The sequence below is a fragment of the Streptomyces sp. NPDC046335 genome (assembly GCF_055587985.1).
This window is the reverse complement of sequence record NZ_JBVJFF010000012.1, coordinates 23,071-39,105: the sequence shown is the minus strand read 5'-3', so window position 1 is coordinate 39,105 and position 16,035 is coordinate 23,071. Positions and strand designations below refer to the sequence as shown.

The following is a 16,035-nucleotide window of genomic DNA, read 5'->3' as shown; positions in this document are numbered from 1 at the left end:
CACCCCTACTGACGCTGGTGAGCGTGAGGGCACGTGCGCGGCCGGGCGTGCCTCGTCGGCCGGATGGGAGAACGTTGGGCCAGGGTGGGGAGCACCGTCGCGCGCGGGCGCACGACGAGAAGCTTGGCGAGGCCGTCGCGGCCGCGCAGGCCGGCGACGAGGCGGCCTTCGCGGTCGTGTACCGCATCGTCCAGCCGGGGCTCGTCGGCTACGTACGGGGCCTGGTCGGCGCGGACGGCGAGGCCGCGGAGGACGTCGCGGCCGAGGCCTGGCTCCAGATCGCCAGGGACCTCGGGCGGTTCCGCGGTGACGGGGCGGGTTTCCGCGGCTGGACCGCGACGATCGCGCGCCACCGTGCCTTCGATCATCTGCGCAGCCAGAAGACACGGCCGCGCCCCGCCACCCTCGAACAGGACGTGCTCGAACTCCCGGGTTCGCACAGCACGTCGGCGGCGGCCCTGGAGGCGGTCTCGACGGAGCAGGTCCTGGCCCTGGTGGCCACCCTGCCTCGCGACCAGGCGGAAGCCGTACTGCTGAGGGTCGTGGTGGGTCTGGACGGCCCGGCAGCCGCCCGGGTCCTGGGCAAACGCCCCGGAGCGGTACGGACGGCGGCCCACCGAGGCCTGAAGAAACTGGGCGAACGCCTGCGCCTGGCCGGCGTGGCGGACGAGGGCCCCGGGGCGCTTGGGGGATCACGATGAACACGGACGGCCCGATGCCCCCTGGCGGCGACCGAGATCTCACCTCGACCGAGGGGCTTGGCGTGGCCGAGGGGTCTGGGGTAGCTGACGGGCCTGGCGTGGCCGAGGAGCGCGGCGTGGCCAAGGGGCCCGGTGCGGCCGAAGGGCACGGCGTGGCCGAAGGGCCTGGCGTGGCCGAAGGGTCCGGCGTGGCCGAGCCGGAGGGTGGGGACGGGCTGCGGGCTGCCGTTGAGGCGTTTCGGGTGGCGCGGGACTCGGGGGCGCATCGGGCGCGTACCCGCCGCCGGGACGACTGGCGCCCCCGCGAGCGCCGCCGCGGCAGGCTTCCGCTGCGGGCCGCCGGGGGCGTGGTCCTGGCCGGAGGCCTCCTGGGCGGCGTGGCCCTGGCCACGGGCTCCCCCCTCGAACTCCCCGGCGACGGCCCCCGCCCGGCCCCTTCGTCCCCCCGCCTCACCCCCGACCGCACGGCCACGCCGCCCCGCCCGCTGTCATCACCGCCCCGAAGCCGGGAGACGAACGAGACGCCCAAGGGTGCGGGCAGGGGAGAGGGCAAGGGCAGGGACGAGGACGAGGCAAGGGGCAAGGACCGAAACGAGGCCGCCCCCAAGGGCGAGAAGGCGAAGGACGAGAAGGCGAAGCCTGGAAAGGCAGGGCCCGGCGAGGCGAAGCCCGACAAGGCGAAGGCCCAGAAGCCCAAGCCCACGAAGCCCAAGCCCGACAAGGCGAAGCCCGACAGGGCGAAGGCCGAGAAGCCCAAGCAGGCCAAGCCCAAGCCCGGGAGGGCCAAGCCGGCTAAGCCCAAGCCGGCGAGGGCCAAGCCTGCGAAGGCCCAGACCCCCGACAAAGCCGGGACCCCCAAGAAGGCCATGAGCCCCGACAGGGCCGTGACGCCCAAGAAGGCCGGAACTCCCGCGAAGGCCAAACCGCAGCAGCCGAAGCAGAAGAAACCCTGAGGGCGAGAGCGCGCCCAGCCCCAGGGCGGAGTCGGCGGGGTCGCTGGGACTCAGGCAAGCGACGATGCGAGGCCGACGGCCAACGACCGGGGGCGTACGGAGCGCGCGCCTGGCCCGCGGCTCGGGGTCAGGTCGGCCGACGGCCGGGAGCGTACGAAGCGTGCGCCAACCCCCGGCTCGCGGCCCGGTTGGCCCCGCCCGGGGGTGTACGGAGCGCGCGTCGACTCCGGCTCGTGGTCAGGTCGACCCCTGCCCGGGGGGTACGGAGCATGCGCCGCCCCCCGACTCACGGTCAGGTCGACCCCCGCCCGGCGGGTGTACGGAGCCGTGCGCCGGGTCCGCGACTCGCGGGTCAGGTCGGCCCCCCGCCCCGGGGGCATAACGACCGTGCGTCGGCCCCCGGTCGGCGGTCCGGTCGGCCCCCGTCCGGGGATGTGCGGTGGCCGACCGGAGTGGAACGCTCCGCGAGGGTTCGGTCAGTGAGGTGACCGGCGTGTCGCGATTCCGTGCTCATTCTGGGCGGCCCGGCCCCGCGAACCCAGCTTCCTTACAGGAAGCTGCCAGTAGGCCCCAGCGGCGTGCCCGGACCCGGGCGGCTCTCCGGTGGCGCCGCTCGCGGGACCGGGGCGGGCAGCAGGCCCAGTTCGGCCGCCCGCAGGCCCGCCTGGAAACGGGAGTTCGCGCCCAGGGCCGCCGTGATCTCGGCCACGTAGCGCCGGTACGTGCGTACGGACACCGACAGCTCATCGGCCGCCTGCTTGTCCGTCATCCCGGAATGCAGACAGCCGAGGATCGACTTCACGAACTCCGCGCGGGCGTGACCGCCCCAGTCGATCCGGGCGGAGACCGGCACAGCGCCGCCCCACACGGCGACGAACAGGGCGTGCAGAGCCCCGACCACGCCGCCGGCCCGGGCGAGGGACACCTGTGGCCCGATGGCCGAGTCGGCGATCAGCAGAGCGCTCCGGCCGTCCATGACGACGCAGTCCGTCAGCGGTACGCGGGCGATCCGGACCTCGACGCGCTCGCTCGCCGCGAGCTCCTCCCAGGGCTCCGGCTCCGGGACCCTGTTCTGCCCGTGTTGCCCGTGCTGCCCGTGCTCGGAGCGGTCGAAGAGCAGTCGGGCCCGGACCGATTCATGCCGGGCCCGCAGGAGTTCGAGGAACCAGGGGACACGGGTCGTGTACTGGGCGAAGCAGATGTCCACCGACTGCCGCGCCTGGCCGATCTGTTCCGCGATGGCCGCCATGACCGACGCCTCGTCAGGACCCACCGGTATCGCCAACGGCTGGTTCCGGGCGGCCTCGTCCCTCTCGGCCCGGGAGCCCGTATGACTCCCCTCCCACGCATGCACCGTACGCACTTCCGATCCCCCCGTCTCCATGAATCTCATCGCCCGTAACAGGACGTCAGCCCCAGCGCGACGGCCCGCGCGCCCGCCTGGAAGCGGGAGTCCGCCTCCAACGCCTCCATGAGCTCGGCCACGTGCCGCCGGTAGGTGCGCAGGGAGACGCTCATCTCCCGGGCCCCGGCGTCGTCGGCGAGCCCCGCGCCGAGCCGGCGCAGGACACCGAGGGTCACCTCACTGCGTGTGCGGTGGCACAGCCGGTCGTGGTCCGCCAGCGGCACGGCCGTCGTCCAGGCGCCCGCGAACAGGGCCTCGAAGACGCGCACGACGGCGGGGCCGCGCACTGTGGCCGGGCCGTGGGCAGGGACGAACGCGACGCTGCCGTCCACGATGACGACCGGCTCGGCGCCGGTCGCCGTCACCCGGGTGACGGATGCCAGGCCGTTGTGCTGGAGGTCGCGTGACATCTCGCCGGCCAGCGCGTCCGGCCCGCACAACAGGCGGATGACCAGGCCCCGTCGGCGCGCGTCGGCGAGCCTCTCCAGGACCGGACCCACGGCCCGTGCCCGCTCGCCGCAGTCCGGCAGCACAATGCCGGCCGACCACTGGGCGAGTGCCAGCAGCCGCTCCACCTGCGGGACGGTGTCGTCGAGGTGGGGCGGCACGCCCAGGGCGTCGAGGGCGCTGTCGTCGGGACCGCCGCAGGCAGCGTGACGATCCGTGGGCCTTTCCTGGTACGGAGGGCCGAACGGCTCCCACCGGTGGTCCACCGCTCTCATCTCTGCCTTCCGTCGGCGCGCAGACAACTGCCTGTCGACCACTACTGCCTGTCAGTGACACTACTGGGAACTGGCGGGGTCAACGCGATCAGCCGGCCCCCGGCCGTCCTTCTCCGAGGAGCCGGAAACCACGGGAACACTGACCCACGGACCTGACCGTTAGTCATTTTTTGGCAGCAAGGTGCGCCCATGGCGGGCGGTACGGCGCGCCGTGTGGATCGCGCGCGCCGCCCCGCCCTTCGTACGCCCGGGTCAGGAGCGGCCGCCCGTGGTCACCGGCTCCTGCTCCTCCTGGCGGTCCCCGGCGAGGGGCTGCTCGGGGTGGTCGGGGCGCTGCCCGGACCGGAGCCGGGGCCACCACGCCTTCGGGCCGATCAGTGCCGTCAGTGTCGGCACCAGGAGCAGCGCCATGACGAACGCGGTCAGCAGGATGCCGAAGGCCACCGCGAAGCCCATCTGCTGGAGCATCGAGTTGTCCGCCAGCATCAGGACGCCGAAGGTGCCCGCCAGGATGACGGCTGCGGAGCCGATCGTCGGGGCCGACTGGGAGACGGCGAGGCGTACGGCCTCGGCCGTGGACCTGCCGTTGTGCACCTCCTCGCGCAGCCGCGCCACCATGAGGATGTTGTAGTCGGTGCCGATGGCGACGACGAAGAGGTACACCACGATGGGCAGCGAGAACAGCAGCCCCTCCTCGCCCTTGATGTTCTGGAAGAGCAGGACCGCCGAGCCCAGCGTGGCGGCGAAGCCGAGGCCGACGGCGAGCATCAGGTAGAGCGGAGCGACGACGCTGCGCAGCAGCAGCCCCAGGATGAGCATGATGGCGAGCGCGGCGATCGGGAAGACCAGCTTGTAGTCGTGCTTGACGGCGTCCTCGATGTCGGCGAGGACCGCGGTCTTTCCGCCCACCAGCGCCTTCGTCCCCTCGGGCGCGCTCTTGTGCACCGCGTCCCTGAGGTCGCCCGCGACCAGGTCGATGGCCCGGTCGGATGAGGGACGGAAGTCCAGCACCACGTGGTACTGCGCGACGTCGCCCTTGGAGCTCAGGCGGGCCGGGGAGACCTCACCGACGCCGGACACCCCGGCGATCGACTGCCGGAACGAATCAAGGGCGGATTTGTCGAGCGGCGTGCCCTGAGGCGAGGTGACGAACACCAGGCTCGGCTCGGCCTCGCCCGCCGAGAAGCTCTTCTGCAGATCCGCGTTGGCCTGGATCGACTCCAGGGACTTGGGGAGCGAACTCTCCTGGTCGAAGCCGGGCTTGAAGCCCAGTGCCCCGATGGCGAGCACGGCGAGCACGAGCGTGGAGGCGGCGGCGACCAGGCCGGGGCGCCGGGAGGCGAAGGTGCCGACCTTGCCGGCCAGGCGGTTCTCCGGGGTCCGCTGCCATGCCTTGGACGGCCAGAACGCCTTCGTGCCGAGGAGCGAGAAGATCGCGGGCACCAGGGTGAGCGCGGCGACGAGGGTGACGGCGACGGAGATCGCGAGGGACGGGCCCATCGCGCGCAGGTTGCCCATGGTGGAGAACAGCAGTGCCAGGAAGGCGACGATCACCGCGCCCGCGGCGGAGGCGATGGTCTCGCCGACCCGCGAGACGGCGTCGATGAGGGCCGCCTTGGGCTCGTGCCCGTCGCGCAGGTGCTCCCGGTACCGGAACAGCAGGAACAGGATGTAGTCCGTCCCGACACCGAAGAGGACCACGATCAGGATCGCGGAGTTGCTGCTGTCCGCTTCGAGGCCGAAGAGTTCACTGGCGGTGGCGATCAGGCCGTTGGCGACGATGAACATCAGCGCGATGGAGAGGACCGGCAGCAGCGCGATGAGCGGGCTGCGGAAGATGGCCCCGAGCAGCACGATGATCAGGATCAGCGTGGCCATCATGATCATGGCGTCGGTGTCACCGGCTGCCTCCTTGGCGTCGAGCGCCAGGGCGGTGGGGCCGGTGACGCCCATCTTCAGCCCGGTGCCCCGGAGCTGGTCCTTGCCGTCCTCGCGCAGTTGGCCGACCGACTCCTGGCCCTCCTCGGTGGCCGGGTCCTTCTCGGCGGAGGCGACGCTCGCGAGCGCCATCCTGCCGTCCTTGGACACCGCCTCGGGCGAGGTCATGACCTTGTCGAAGGTCTTGTACCGCTTCGCCTGGAACTCCTTGGCCGCCTCGGTGACGGTGGCCTTGTCGGCGGCGGTCAGCCTGCCGCCGTCGGTCCGCTGGAAGACGACCACGGCGGCGGGCGTCTCCTGCTGCGGGAACGCCTTCTCCTGGACCTTCGTGACCTGGGCCGACTCGTACCGGGATGGCAGGAAGTCGGCCTGGTCCGTACTGGACTTCAGCTGGGGGGCCAGGGTGGCCAGGGCGACCGCCGTGACGATCCAGGCCACGATGGTCAGCCAAGGCCGGTTGACGGAGAACCGTCCTATCCGTCCGAACATGACGCTCCTTTGGAAAGGGATGGTGGTGCGTGGCCGTAGGTCCGCGGCAGGGCAGCACCTGTGGCCGCCCGTTGTCCGGGCGGCGGCGACACAACGCGGGGTGGGAGGCAGCGCACGGTCCCGGCGGCACGAGGGCACGCCGCTTCGAGCCGCGGCCGGGGTTCGAGCGCTGCCCGCCAAGTCTCCCGCCCCACCCCGGAATCACAGGCTCCGAACAGGCTGGTCGGCACGTTGCTGACAGCCGGAGCGGAACATCCGGCGGAATGTCGCCCGAACCGATGGCCGTGCGTCCCCGGACGATTCCGCGCTGTCCTCTTGCGGACGGCCGAGGTGGATTCCCTGTCCCGGCCGTGCGTTCCCTTCCTACGGTTCGGCGTGATGGGCCGTGACGACGCAGACGTGCCCCGAAGGAGGGGCAGATGTCGCAGGTGGCCACGCTGATCGCGAAGGCGCGCGGCCGGTCGGTGCTTTCCCGGATCGCCGTACGTGAGAACGAGCTGGAGTCCCGCCTGACCACCCGCCTCGGGCGGGTGGAGGAGCGGCTCCGGGAGCTGTCCGCGGGAACCGCCGACCCGTGCGTGGCCGAGGTGGTCGGCTACCTCGTCGCGGCGGGCGGCAAGCGGCTGCGCCCGCTGCTGACGCTGGTGGCCGCCGAGTTCGGGGAGCCCGACGCCGCGGGTGTCGTGGACGCCGCCGTGATCTCGGAGCTGGTCCACGTCGCCTCGCTCTACCACGACGACGTGATGGACCAGGCCCGCATGCGGCACGGCGTGCCCAGCGTCAACGCGCGCTGGGGCAACTCCGTCGCCGTCACGGCGGGCAACTGGCTGCTCGCCACCTCCGCCCGGCTCTCCGCCGGCCTGGCGGCGGAGACCCTCCCGCTGCACGCCGACGCCTCCGGACGGCTGGTGCGGGGCCAGTTGCGGGAGCTGCTCGGCCCGGGCGCGGCCGACGACCCCCTGGCCCACTACTTCAGCGTGGTGTCCGACAAGTCGGCGGCACTGATCTCCCTCGCGCTGCGGCTCGGCGCGCTCCAGGCCGGGGCGCCCACCGCCGTCGCCGACGCGCTCGCGGAGTACGGCGAACACCTCGGCGTGGCGTTCCAGATCGCCGACGACCTGCTCGACATCACCTCGTCGTCCGCGCTGAGCGGCAAGGAACAGGGCAAGGACCTCGCGGTCGGCGTGGCCTGCCTGCCCGTCCTGCTCGCCCGCGCCGACGACGACCCCCGCGGTGACGAACTGCGGGCCCTGCTGAACGCCCCCTCGGGAGTGGCGGGCGAGGCGCACCACAGGGCCCTCGCACTGCTCCAGCGGTCTCCGGCCATGGCACAGGCCCGCACGCTCATGGACGGGCGGATCTTGCTGGCCCGTTCGGCCCTGGAGCGGGTGCCTTCCGGGCCGCCGTCGCGGGCCCTGGACGCGCTGTGCGATGTGGTGGCCCACCGTACGGAATAGCGGGGTGACGGCCGCCACGGGTGCCGGTCCGTCTCCCCCGCGCGGCGGAGACGGATGGCCCCGCAGGCTGAGGCGCGGCTCCGCCGCGGCGACGAAAGTGAATCACATGCTGAGGAACGCAATCCCGGACGTGCCGCGCTGGGCCGTCCGCACCGCCTGCGCCGTACCGCTGGTCACCCTGCCGTCGGGCCTGTGGCGGCTCGCTCTGGTCGCCGGGCTCCCGGTGTCGTCGGAGCCGGTGCGCACGGGCTGGGGCGCGGTATACGTCCTGGTCCTCACGGTGGTCACGGAGGCTCTTGCCCTGCTGACGCTCGGCCTCGTGCAGCGCTGGGGCGAGGTCGTGCCGCGCTGGGTCCCGCTGATCGGCGGCCGTCAGGTACGCCCGCTCGCGGCGGTGGTCCCGGCGCTCGCCGGGGCGTTCCTGCTGTTCGCCCTGAGCATCCTGGTCGGCTTCGTCCAGGGCGGCAACCTGGCGGGCGGCGCTCTCACGGACACCGGCGCCCAGAAGGCCCTCCTCATCGTCTGCTACACCCCGCTGCTCGCCTGGGCTCCGCTCCTCGCGGTGTCGGCGGTCGCGTACTACCGGCGGCGCACCGCCCCCGCTCCCGTGCCGGAAAAGGCGACAGCCATATAGAGGTATTCAATGGATGAGGGCGCTACGGCCGGTTGATATCTAGGGTTTGACCCATGTCGACCGAACGGGGGCCCAACTCCGCGGTGGCGACAAGCGATTCGGTCGACCGAATTCGATGTCACTGATGACAGTGGCCCGGCCCGGGATTCCCGCTGAGGGACCGACCACGGACCGGACCGCCCCGCGAGATGGAGTGGAATCCATGCAAGGACACGTGCCGCCGTTCGCGGTGATTTCCGGCGCTCAGGTGGAAGGGGTACTCACCGGACACGAGCCGCAGGTGACGAAACTGATCGAGAGCGCCTACCGGACGCACGGCCAGGGCGACACGGTGAATCCGCCGTCGTACTTCCTGCGCTTCCCCGACCGCCCGAGCTCGCGCATCATCGCGCTGCCCGCGTCGATCGGTGGCGATACCCAGGTGGACGGGGTGAAGTGGATCTCCAGTTTTCCGGAGAACGTCGCCGCCGGGATACCCAGGGCCTCTGCGGTGCTGCTGCTCAACGACCAGGACACCGGATATCCGATCGCCTGCCTCGAATCGTCCATCATCAGCGCCGCGCGTACCGCCGCCTCGGCGGCCCTGGCCGCCGACGTCCTCACCCGGGAGCACGGCCGCCCGCGCCGGATCGGCTTCATCGGGGTGGGCCTGATAGCCCGCTACGTGCACACCTACCTCGCCGCCAACGGCTGGACGTTCGACGAGGTGGGCGTGTACGACCTGGCGGCCGAGCACGCGCGAGGGTTCGGTGACTACCTCAGCGGCAGTGGCTGCGAGAAGGTCACCACCCACGACCGGGCGGAGGACCTGATCCGCCGGTCGGACCTGGTGGTGTTCGCGACGGTGGCCGGCGCCCCGCACGTCACGGAGCCGGCGTGGTTCGCCCACAACCCGCTGGTCCTGCACGTATCGCTGCGCGACCTGTCCCCGGAGATCGTGCTGGCCTCGACCAACATCGTCGACGACGTCGAGCACTGCCTCAAGGCCAACACCTCGCCCCACCTGGCCGAACAGCTCACCGGCAACCGCGACTTCCTCCACGGCACCCTGTACGACGTGCTGATGGGACGGGCACCCGGGCACGACGGGAGCAGACCGCTGGTGTTCTCGCCGTTCGGCCTTGGCGTCCTCGACCTCGCACTCGGCAAACACGTGTACGACCAGGTGACCGCCGCCGGCGAGCTGATGGTCGTACCGGACTTCTTCCACGAGCTCAGCCGCTACGGGTCGAGGGGCTGAGGGCTTGCCCATCGTCAGTGCTCCTGAGCAGTTCAACCAGGAAGACCTGTATCTCGACCTGCGATCGACCATGGACCTGCCGATCCACCTCAAGTGCGAGGGCTTCAACTTCGCGGGGTCGATCAAGATCAAGGCGGCCACCGAGATGGTGGACGCCGCCGAGCGGGAAGGTCTCCTCGACTCCGACTCGGTCCTGATCGAGTCCTCGTCCGGCAACCTGGGCGTGGCCCTGAGCATGATCGCCGCGAGCCGGGGCTACGCCTTCGAGTGCGTCACCGACGCCCGGTGCAACCTGGCCACCCGGCTCCTGATGGAGGCCATGGGCAGCCGGGTGAAGGTGATCACCGAAGAGGACCCGGAGCGCGGGCTGCTCGGCGCCCGCCTGGACTACGTGCGCAAGCAGTGCGAGGCCGACCCGCGCTACGTCTGGCTGAACCAGCACGCCAACCCGAACAACTGGAGGGCGCACTACCGGAGAACCGCGCCCGCCGTGGCGGAGCGTTTCCCGGACCTGGACGTGCTGTTCATCGGGGCCGGCACGACCGGCACCCTGATGGGCTGCGCCCGGTACTTCCACCAGGTCAACCCCCGGGTGACGATCGTCGCGGTGGACAGCGTCGGCTCCGTCACCTTCGGCACGCCGGCGGGCCTGCGGATGATTCCTGGCCTTGGCACCGGCGTGCGGCCCAAGCTGCTCGACGAGTCCTTCGTGGACCACGTCGTGCACGTGCCGGAGGCCGAGACGGTCCGGGTCTGCCATCGCCTCGCCCGTGCCGGGTTCCTCTTCGGCGGCTCCACGGGAACCGTCGTCGCCGGCGCGCGCCGCTGGCTCGCGGAGCACCGGCCCGGGGGCGGGGGCCCCGCGGTGGCGATCGCCCCCGATTTCGGCGAGCGCTATCTCGACACGCTATATCACGCCAACTGGGTGCGGGAATTCTATGGTTCGGACGTCCTGGACGGCCTTTCCCCCGACGAGCAGTACACGCATTGACAAGAATGGAGCGGAACGACCATGACAAATCCCTTTGAGGACCAGGACGCCCATTACTACGTCCTGGTGAACGACGAGGGCCAGCACTCCCTTTGGCCGGCCTTCGTCGACGTTCCGCGGGGGTGGACCACCGTGTACGGGCAGGACGGCCGGCAGGCGTGCCTGGAGTTCATCGAGCGCAACTGGACCGACATGCGCCCCAAGAGCCTGGTCGCCGCGATGGCGGGCCAGGCGGGCTGACGGACCGCCCGGCGGCGGCCCGCTCTCAGCAGCGGGCCGCCGAACCGGGCCTCCCACGGGCCAGGGTCAGGCCCAGTTCGGCGGCCCGCACCCCGGCCTGGAAGCGGGAGCTGGCGCCGAGCAGCGACATGATCTCCGCCACGTAGCGGCGGTAGGTCCGCACGGAGACGGTCAGCTCGCGGGCGGCGACCTCGTCGGTGACCCCCGCTTGCAGTGCGCCCAGGATGCGCTGGGCCAGGGCGGCCCGGTCGCGGTCGCCGAACACGATGGTCTCGCCCACCGGCACGGCGTCGCTCCATACGTTCTCGAAGAAGGTGCGCAGGGTGTGCAGCACCTCCGGCACCCGGATCACCGAGGAGCGGCGCCCGACGGCGGATTCCGCCACCACGAGCGCGGCACCGCCGTCGACGATGAGCGCCTGGAGCGGGGGCATGCGTGACACACGGACCGCCACCGGCCGCTCCCGGCCGAACTGCTCGCGGACGAACTCCTCGTCGAGCAGGGGAGGAATGGTCAGCATGCGTACGGAGACCCCCTCGGCCGCGCCGTAGAGCAGCTCGCGCTCCGCCTGCTCCGAGTGGCTCGCGGCCAGATCGGAGGCGCTCGGCCGCCGGGCATGGACGATCTCGATGCTCCGCGAGGCCCCCTTGATCAGGGTCCGGGCGGTGTCGAGGACTGCGGCATAGCCGTTCTCCACCGTGGTGATCAACTGCTCCTGGGCACTGTGGTCGCGGTGGATGGCCACGGACGACTCGATGAGTGACCGCACTTCGAGCAGCGCTTGTTCCAGTTCGTCCTCGCGTCTGTCGGACACGTCTTCTCGCTCTCCCCGTTCGCCTTGTTCCGGGTGGGCGCCCCGCACGGGGGCGCCCACCCGGAGATGCCCCTGCCTGATCAGGCCGACAGCAGGCCGTACTCGACCGCGCGTACCCCCGCCTGGAAGCGGGAGTTGGCGTCGAGTTCCCGCATGATCTCGGCGACGTAGCGCCGATAGGTGCGCAGGGACACGCTGATCTCGCGGGCGGCCGCCTCGTCGGTCTGGCCCGCGCGCAGCCGCTCCAGGATGCTCCGGACGAGTTCGGTGCGCAGGCGGGGGCTGAGCCGCAGATGGTCCGCGAGGTCGCGGCCGCCGGACCAGGCGCCGACGAACAGCAGTTCAAGGGCCCGCACGGCGGCGGCGTCCCGGACGACGGCGAACTGCCCCCCGGCGGCGTGACCGGGCGCCTGGACGAGCGCGACCCTGCCGTCGACCACGAGGACCCTGCGCAGCTCGCTGTCGGTGACGCGGACGTCGAGCCGCGGCTCCGGGAGCTGACGGAGCCGGTCCCCGGAGACCTGCGTGGCATCGGCGGTGCACAGCACCCGGACGGTCGCCCGGTCCGGGCCGCCGACGAGCAACCGCAGGGCGGATTCGGTGAATTCGCCGGGGCCGGTGAGAGCGAGGGCGACGGAGTGCCGGGCGCGGCCGATGAGCTGCTCCATGGCATCACCGAGCTGGGCATTGTTGTTGTGCGCGATGGGAGAAGGAAGAACCTGGCGCTCACGGTGCATCGAAACCGTGGACTCGATCAGGGCTCTGGCCCGGAGCAGCGCCTGCTCCAGGTGAGCGGCGTGGCCACCGGCCCAGTTACTCGTCGCGCGCGTGGCCGACGGTCTGACTATCACATCCACTTTGTACATCCCCCCGTGTGCTCGCCCCACCTGCTGTTTTCCGCTCCGCGTTCCCAACCGTCCGGCAACGTCGAGGGGCGCCTCAGCCCCGCAAACAAGTTGCGGATTGAATAAGTTGGATCGCGGTCGTCGCTGGGCGGGCAGCAATTAGCTTGAACCGTCCAGACATTAGAGCGAGCGGTCAGATTCGGTCAACCAGCGTTTGGCGGACTTCAGATGTGGTGTACCCGACGAAACTCCTTACCGGCCTTGCCAGGACTTGCCGGTGGTGTCACCAAGCTGCAGTCGGGGCCTGGAAAGTGGCAGAAGTCATTACTATTTATATCGCGTAAAGTAGCCAGTTGATCACGTACTGTCGGCCTGGTGTCCACTAGGGGTCATGCGGTCACCCCTATAGGCACCTTCCTGCATACGGTGCGTAGCGTGAACACCAGTCCTTGGCAGCCCCCAATCGCCTCTCTCCCGACCCGCGGTGGAGTCGGCGCATCCGGGTGAGGAGTGCAATACGGGACGTCCTGGGCCCGGGATATCGGTCATGACCGATGGAAACCAGCCCCTGATGGACGGGACGTCCTGATCGTCGAACGGCCGCCCTCTCGCCGGGAATGAGCCCCTCATGAATCAGTTCATGGGGAATTCCCTGCGCGTTAACCGAAAAGGTCGTACGGCGTGCCGGCTTTATGGAAATTCCGCACTTTCCCCTACGACGCCGGCCGGGTCCGCACGCCTTGCCGCGTCCTGAGGTATCGGAGAAGCCCTTGAGTACCGCAGCACCGCAGACCATCGCCGACCTGCTCAGGGGTGCCGCACTTCAGCACCCCGACTCGGGGCTCCGCTACTGCTCCGGGGGCTCGACCGCCGAATACCGCGACCAGGGTCACGCGGAACTGCTCAACGACGCCCTGCGGCTGCTCGGCACGCTGCGCGCGCGGGGCATGCGGCCGCGGGACAACGTCGTACTGATCCTGGAGGACCCGCGGGAGTTCCTCACCGCGTTCTGGGCCGCCGTGCTGGGAGGCTTCGTACCCTGCCCCGTGGCGCCACCGCAGGGCGACCTCGACCGCTGGACCGCCCACCTGGCCCACGTGAACCGCATCCTCGACCGCCCTCTCGTCGTCACCAGCGACGCACTCGCCGCCGGACTTCCGGCGCTCGAACGCCTCTTGGTGCTCTCCGCCGGCCGCTCGGCCGAGGGGCCGCCCGCCACCCCGTACACCGCGCGGCCCGAGGACACCGCCGTCCTCGTGCTCACGTCGGCGTCGACGGGCCCGGCCAAGGCCGTCATGCTCAGCCACGCCAACCTGCTGGCGTCGATGGCGGGCAAGAACGGCGCCCATCGGCTCACCGCCGCCGACACCACGCTGAACTGGATCTCCTTCGACCACGTGGCGGCCCTCCTGGAGTGCCACCTGCTGCCCCTGTCCACCGGCAGCCGGCAGCTCCACGTGGCGGCTCCCGTCGTCCTCGGGGAGCCGCTGGAGTTCCTCCGGCTCATCGCGCGGCACGGCGTCACCATGAGCTTCACGCCCAACTTCCTGCTCGGCCTCCTCAACGCGGCGGCGCCTCGGCTGAGCGGGGCCGGTGAACGTCTCGACCTGTCCCGGGTGCGCCAGATCATCAGCGGTGGAGAAGCCGTCGTACGCGCCACCGGTGAGGCGTTCCTCGACGCGTACGCGCCGCACGGCCTCGCCCGCGACACCCTGTGGCCGGCCTTCGGCATGACGGAGACCTGCGCGGGCAGCGTCTACTCCCGGGCCGCCTTCCCCGACGCAGACCAGGGGCGCGAGTTCGCCGGCCTCGGCACCCCGATCGAGGGGGTCCGCATCCGGATCGCGGACCCCGACGACCGCGCGCTGCCCCCGGGCCAGGTGGGCGAACTCCAGATGTCCGGGCCCGTGCTCACCCGCGGCTACCTCAACGACGAGCGGGCCACGCGGCAGGCGTTCACCGCCGACGGCTGGTTCCGCAGCGGCGACCTCGGTCGCCTCGACGAGGGACGCCTCGAACTCGTGGGCCGCAGCAAGGACAGCGTCATCGTCAACGGCGTCAACTACTTCAGCCACGACCTGGAGAGCGTCCTGGAGACGCTGGAGGGAGTGGCGGGGTCCTACTGCGCCGCCTTCCCCGTCCGCCCGGCAGGCAGCGACACCGAGCACCTGGTGGTCGCCTTCCACCCGGAGGTCCCGGACGACGACGCGGCGCTGCACCGGGTGCTGACCGCCGTGCGCGGCAGTGTGGTCGCCCACTGGGGGTTCAGGCCCGCGCTCATCCTGCCGCTGCCCAAGGACGCCTTCCCCAAGACCAGCCTCGGCAAGATCCAGCGTGCCCTCATGCGGGAGCGGCTGGAGTCCGGCGCGTACGACGCCGCCCGGCGCTCCGTCGCCGCACTCGCCACGCGCATGCTCGGCCGGCACGTCGCACCGCGGGGCGCGACGGAACAGGCGGTCGCGGAGGTGTACGCGGAACTGTTCGGCATCGAACCCGGCGCCGTGGGCGCCACCGCCAACTTCTTCGACCTGGGCGGGACTTCGCTGGACATCCTGCGGCTGTGCGGCAAGCTCGCCGAGCGGTTCGGCGGCACCCGTCCCGAGGTCGTCACCGTCCTCAAGGCGCCGACGGTCCGGGCCCTCGCCGCCCGGCTCGCCGAGCGGGAGGTGCCGGGGGCGGCGGAGTACGACCCGCTCGTACATCTGCAGACCGGCGGCACCAAGACCCCGCTGTTCTGTGTGCACCCGGGCGTCGGAGAGGTCCTGGTGTTCGTCAACCTCGCCCAGTACTTCACGGGCGACCGGCCCTTCTACGCCCTGCGCGCCCGCGGCTTCGGCACCGACGAGAAGCCCTTCGCCACCTTCGACGAGATGGTCGACAGCTATGTACGGGCCATCCGGGCCCGGCAGCCGCACGGCCCGTACGCCGTCGCCGGCTACTCCTTCGGCGCCGCCGTCGCCTTCGAGATCGCCAAGGAGCTGGAGAGCCAGGGCGAGCGGGTCGACTTCGTCGGCAGCTTCAACTTGCCGCCGCACATCAAGTACCGCATGAAGGAGCTCGACTTCGCCGAGACGGCCGTCAACCTGGCCTTTTTCCTGGGACTCGTCGACAAGCGGCAGTCCCGCGAGCTGCCGGCCCGGTTGCGCGGCCTGCGGACGGAGGAGCAGGTGGCCCGTCTCCTGGCCGCGGCGTCCCCGGAGCGGCTCGCCGCCCTCCAGCTGGACGAGGAGAAGTTCGGGGACTGGGCGGAGCTCGCCGACTCCCTCACCGACCTCGGCCGCGGCTACGAGCCGAGCGGCACGGTGCCCTCGGTCAGCGTCTTCTGCGCGACGCCGCTGCGGGGCACCAAGGAGGCGTGGGTCCGCGACGAACTGCGCCGGTGGGACGAGCACACGACCGGACCGAACCGCTACATCGACGTGCCCGGAGAGCACTACACCCTGATGGGCCCCCGGCACGTCGCCACCTTCCAGGCGATCCTGCGCCGGGAACTCGACCGGGCCCTGGAAGAGGCCGACCGCGTCGCCGCGGGCAGAGCAGCGGACCGGCACCACGACAGCCACTGATCCACGACGAGGAAACCGACGATGAGGCACAACGGGGGGA

Annotated in this window: 13 protein-coding genes; 8 read left to right on the top strand and 5 right to left on the bottom strand. The window is 71.3% G+C overall.

What is annotated here, in order from left to right; translation table 11 throughout:
- Positions 1-74: 74 nt before the first annotated feature.
- Positions 75-701 (top strand): RNA polymerase sigma factor, encoded by a 627-nt coding sequence (locus tag ACZ6JY_RS28260; protein WP_469200207.1) that lies wholly within the window; start codon positions 75-77, stop codon positions 699-701.
- 116 nt (positions 702-817) lie between these two features.
- Complete coding sequence (locus ACZ6JY_RS28255) at positions 818-1,654, top strand: hypothetical protein (RefSeq protein WP_469200205.1); 837 nt, start codon at positions 818-820, stop codon at positions 1,652-1,654.
- A gap of 547 nt (positions 1,655-2,201) precedes the next feature.
- On the opposite strand, the gene ACZ6JY_RS28250 is transcribed toward ACZ6JY_RS28255, so the two are convergent.
- The 3 genes from ACZ6JY_RS28250 to ACZ6JY_RS28240 all read right to left on the bottom strand — a co-directional run bounded on the left by ACZ6JY_RS28250 (position 2,202) and on the right by ACZ6JY_RS28240 (position 6,208).
- Positions 2,202-3,017 carry a helix-turn-helix transcriptional regulator gene (locus ACZ6JY_RS28250; protein WP_469200203.1) on the bottom strand — a complete coding sequence of 272 codons (816 nt, stop codon included), beginning with the start codon at positions 3,015-3,017 and terminating at the stop codon, positions 2,202-2,204.
- Positions 3,018-3,043: 26 nt separating this feature from the next.
- Entirely contained in the window at positions 3,044-3,781 is a 738-nt protein-coding gene (locus tag ACZ6JY_RS28245; protein ID WP_469200201.1) for a helix-turn-helix transcriptional regulator, read from the bottom strand.
- Between the two features lie 252 nt (positions 3,782-4,033).
- The gene (locus tag ACZ6JY_RS28240) at positions 4,034-6,208 is read right to left on the bottom strand and encodes an MMPL family transporter (protein ID WP_469200199.1); all 2,175 of its coding nucleotides are present in this window, start codon (positions 6,206-6,208) and stop codon (positions 4,034-4,036) included.
- A gap of 419 nt (positions 6,209-6,627) precedes the next feature.
- Between ACZ6JY_RS28240 and ACZ6JY_RS28235 the strand changes: the two genes are divergently transcribed.
- The 5 genes from ACZ6JY_RS28235 to ACZ6JY_RS28215 all read left to right on the top strand — a co-directional run bounded on the left by ACZ6JY_RS28235 (position 6,628) and on the right by ACZ6JY_RS28215 (position 10,770).
- Positions 6,628-7,665: a polyprenyl synthetase family protein gene (locus ACZ6JY_RS28235; protein WP_469200197.1), complete on the top strand. Its 1,038-nt coding sequence runs from the start codon at positions 6,628-6,630 to the stop codon at positions 7,663-7,665.
- 106 nt (positions 7,666-7,771) lie between these two features.
- Positions 7,772-8,299 (top strand): hypothetical protein, encoded by a 528-nt coding sequence (locus ACZ6JY_RS28230; RefSeq protein ID WP_469200195.1) that lies wholly within the window; start codon positions 7,772-7,774, stop codon positions 8,297-8,299.
- Between the two features lie 202 nt (positions 8,300-8,501).
- Positions 8,502-9,539, top strand: coding sequence for a 2,3-diaminopropionate biosynthesis protein SbnB (gene sbnB, locus ACZ6JY_RS28225; RefSeq protein WP_469200193.1), 1,038 nt, complete (start codon positions 8,502-8,504; stop codon positions 9,537-9,539).
- A gap of 4 nt (positions 9,540-9,543) precedes the next feature.
- Positions 9,544-10,530, top strand: coding sequence for a 2,3-diaminopropionate biosynthesis protein SbnA (gene sbnA, locus ACZ6JY_RS28220; RefSeq protein ID WP_469200191.1), 987 nt, complete (start codon positions 9,544-9,546; stop codon positions 10,528-10,530).
- Between the two features lie 21 nt (positions 10,531-10,551).
- Complete coding sequence (locus tag ACZ6JY_RS28215; RefSeq protein ID WP_469200189.1) at positions 10,552-10,770, top strand: MbtH family protein; 219 nt, start codon at positions 10,552-10,554, stop codon at positions 10,768-10,770.
- 25 nt (positions 10,771-10,795) lie between these two features.
- Here ACZ6JY_RS28215 and ACZ6JY_RS28210 read toward each other — a convergent pair whose 3' ends face one another.
- Positions 10,796-11,584: a LuxR family transcriptional regulator gene (locus tag ACZ6JY_RS28210; RefSeq protein ID WP_469200187.1), complete on the bottom strand. Its 789-nt coding sequence runs from the start codon at positions 11,582-11,584 to the stop codon at positions 10,796-10,798.
- Between the two features lie 80 nt (positions 11,585-11,664).
- Positions 11,665-12,435, bottom strand: a complete 771-nt coding sequence (locus ACZ6JY_RS28205; protein ID WP_469200185.1) for a DNA-binding response regulator — start codon at positions 12,433-12,435, stop codon at positions 11,665-11,667.
- 764 nt (positions 12,436-13,199) lie between these two features.
- Here ACZ6JY_RS28205 and ACZ6JY_RS28200 point away from each other — a divergent pair.
- On the top strand, positions 13,200-15,995 hold the full coding sequence (locus ACZ6JY_RS28200; protein WP_469200184.1) for an alpha/beta fold hydrolase: 2,796 nt from the start codon (positions 13,200-13,202) through the stop codon (positions 15,993-15,995).
- Positions 15,996-16,035: the final 40 nt, after the last annotated feature.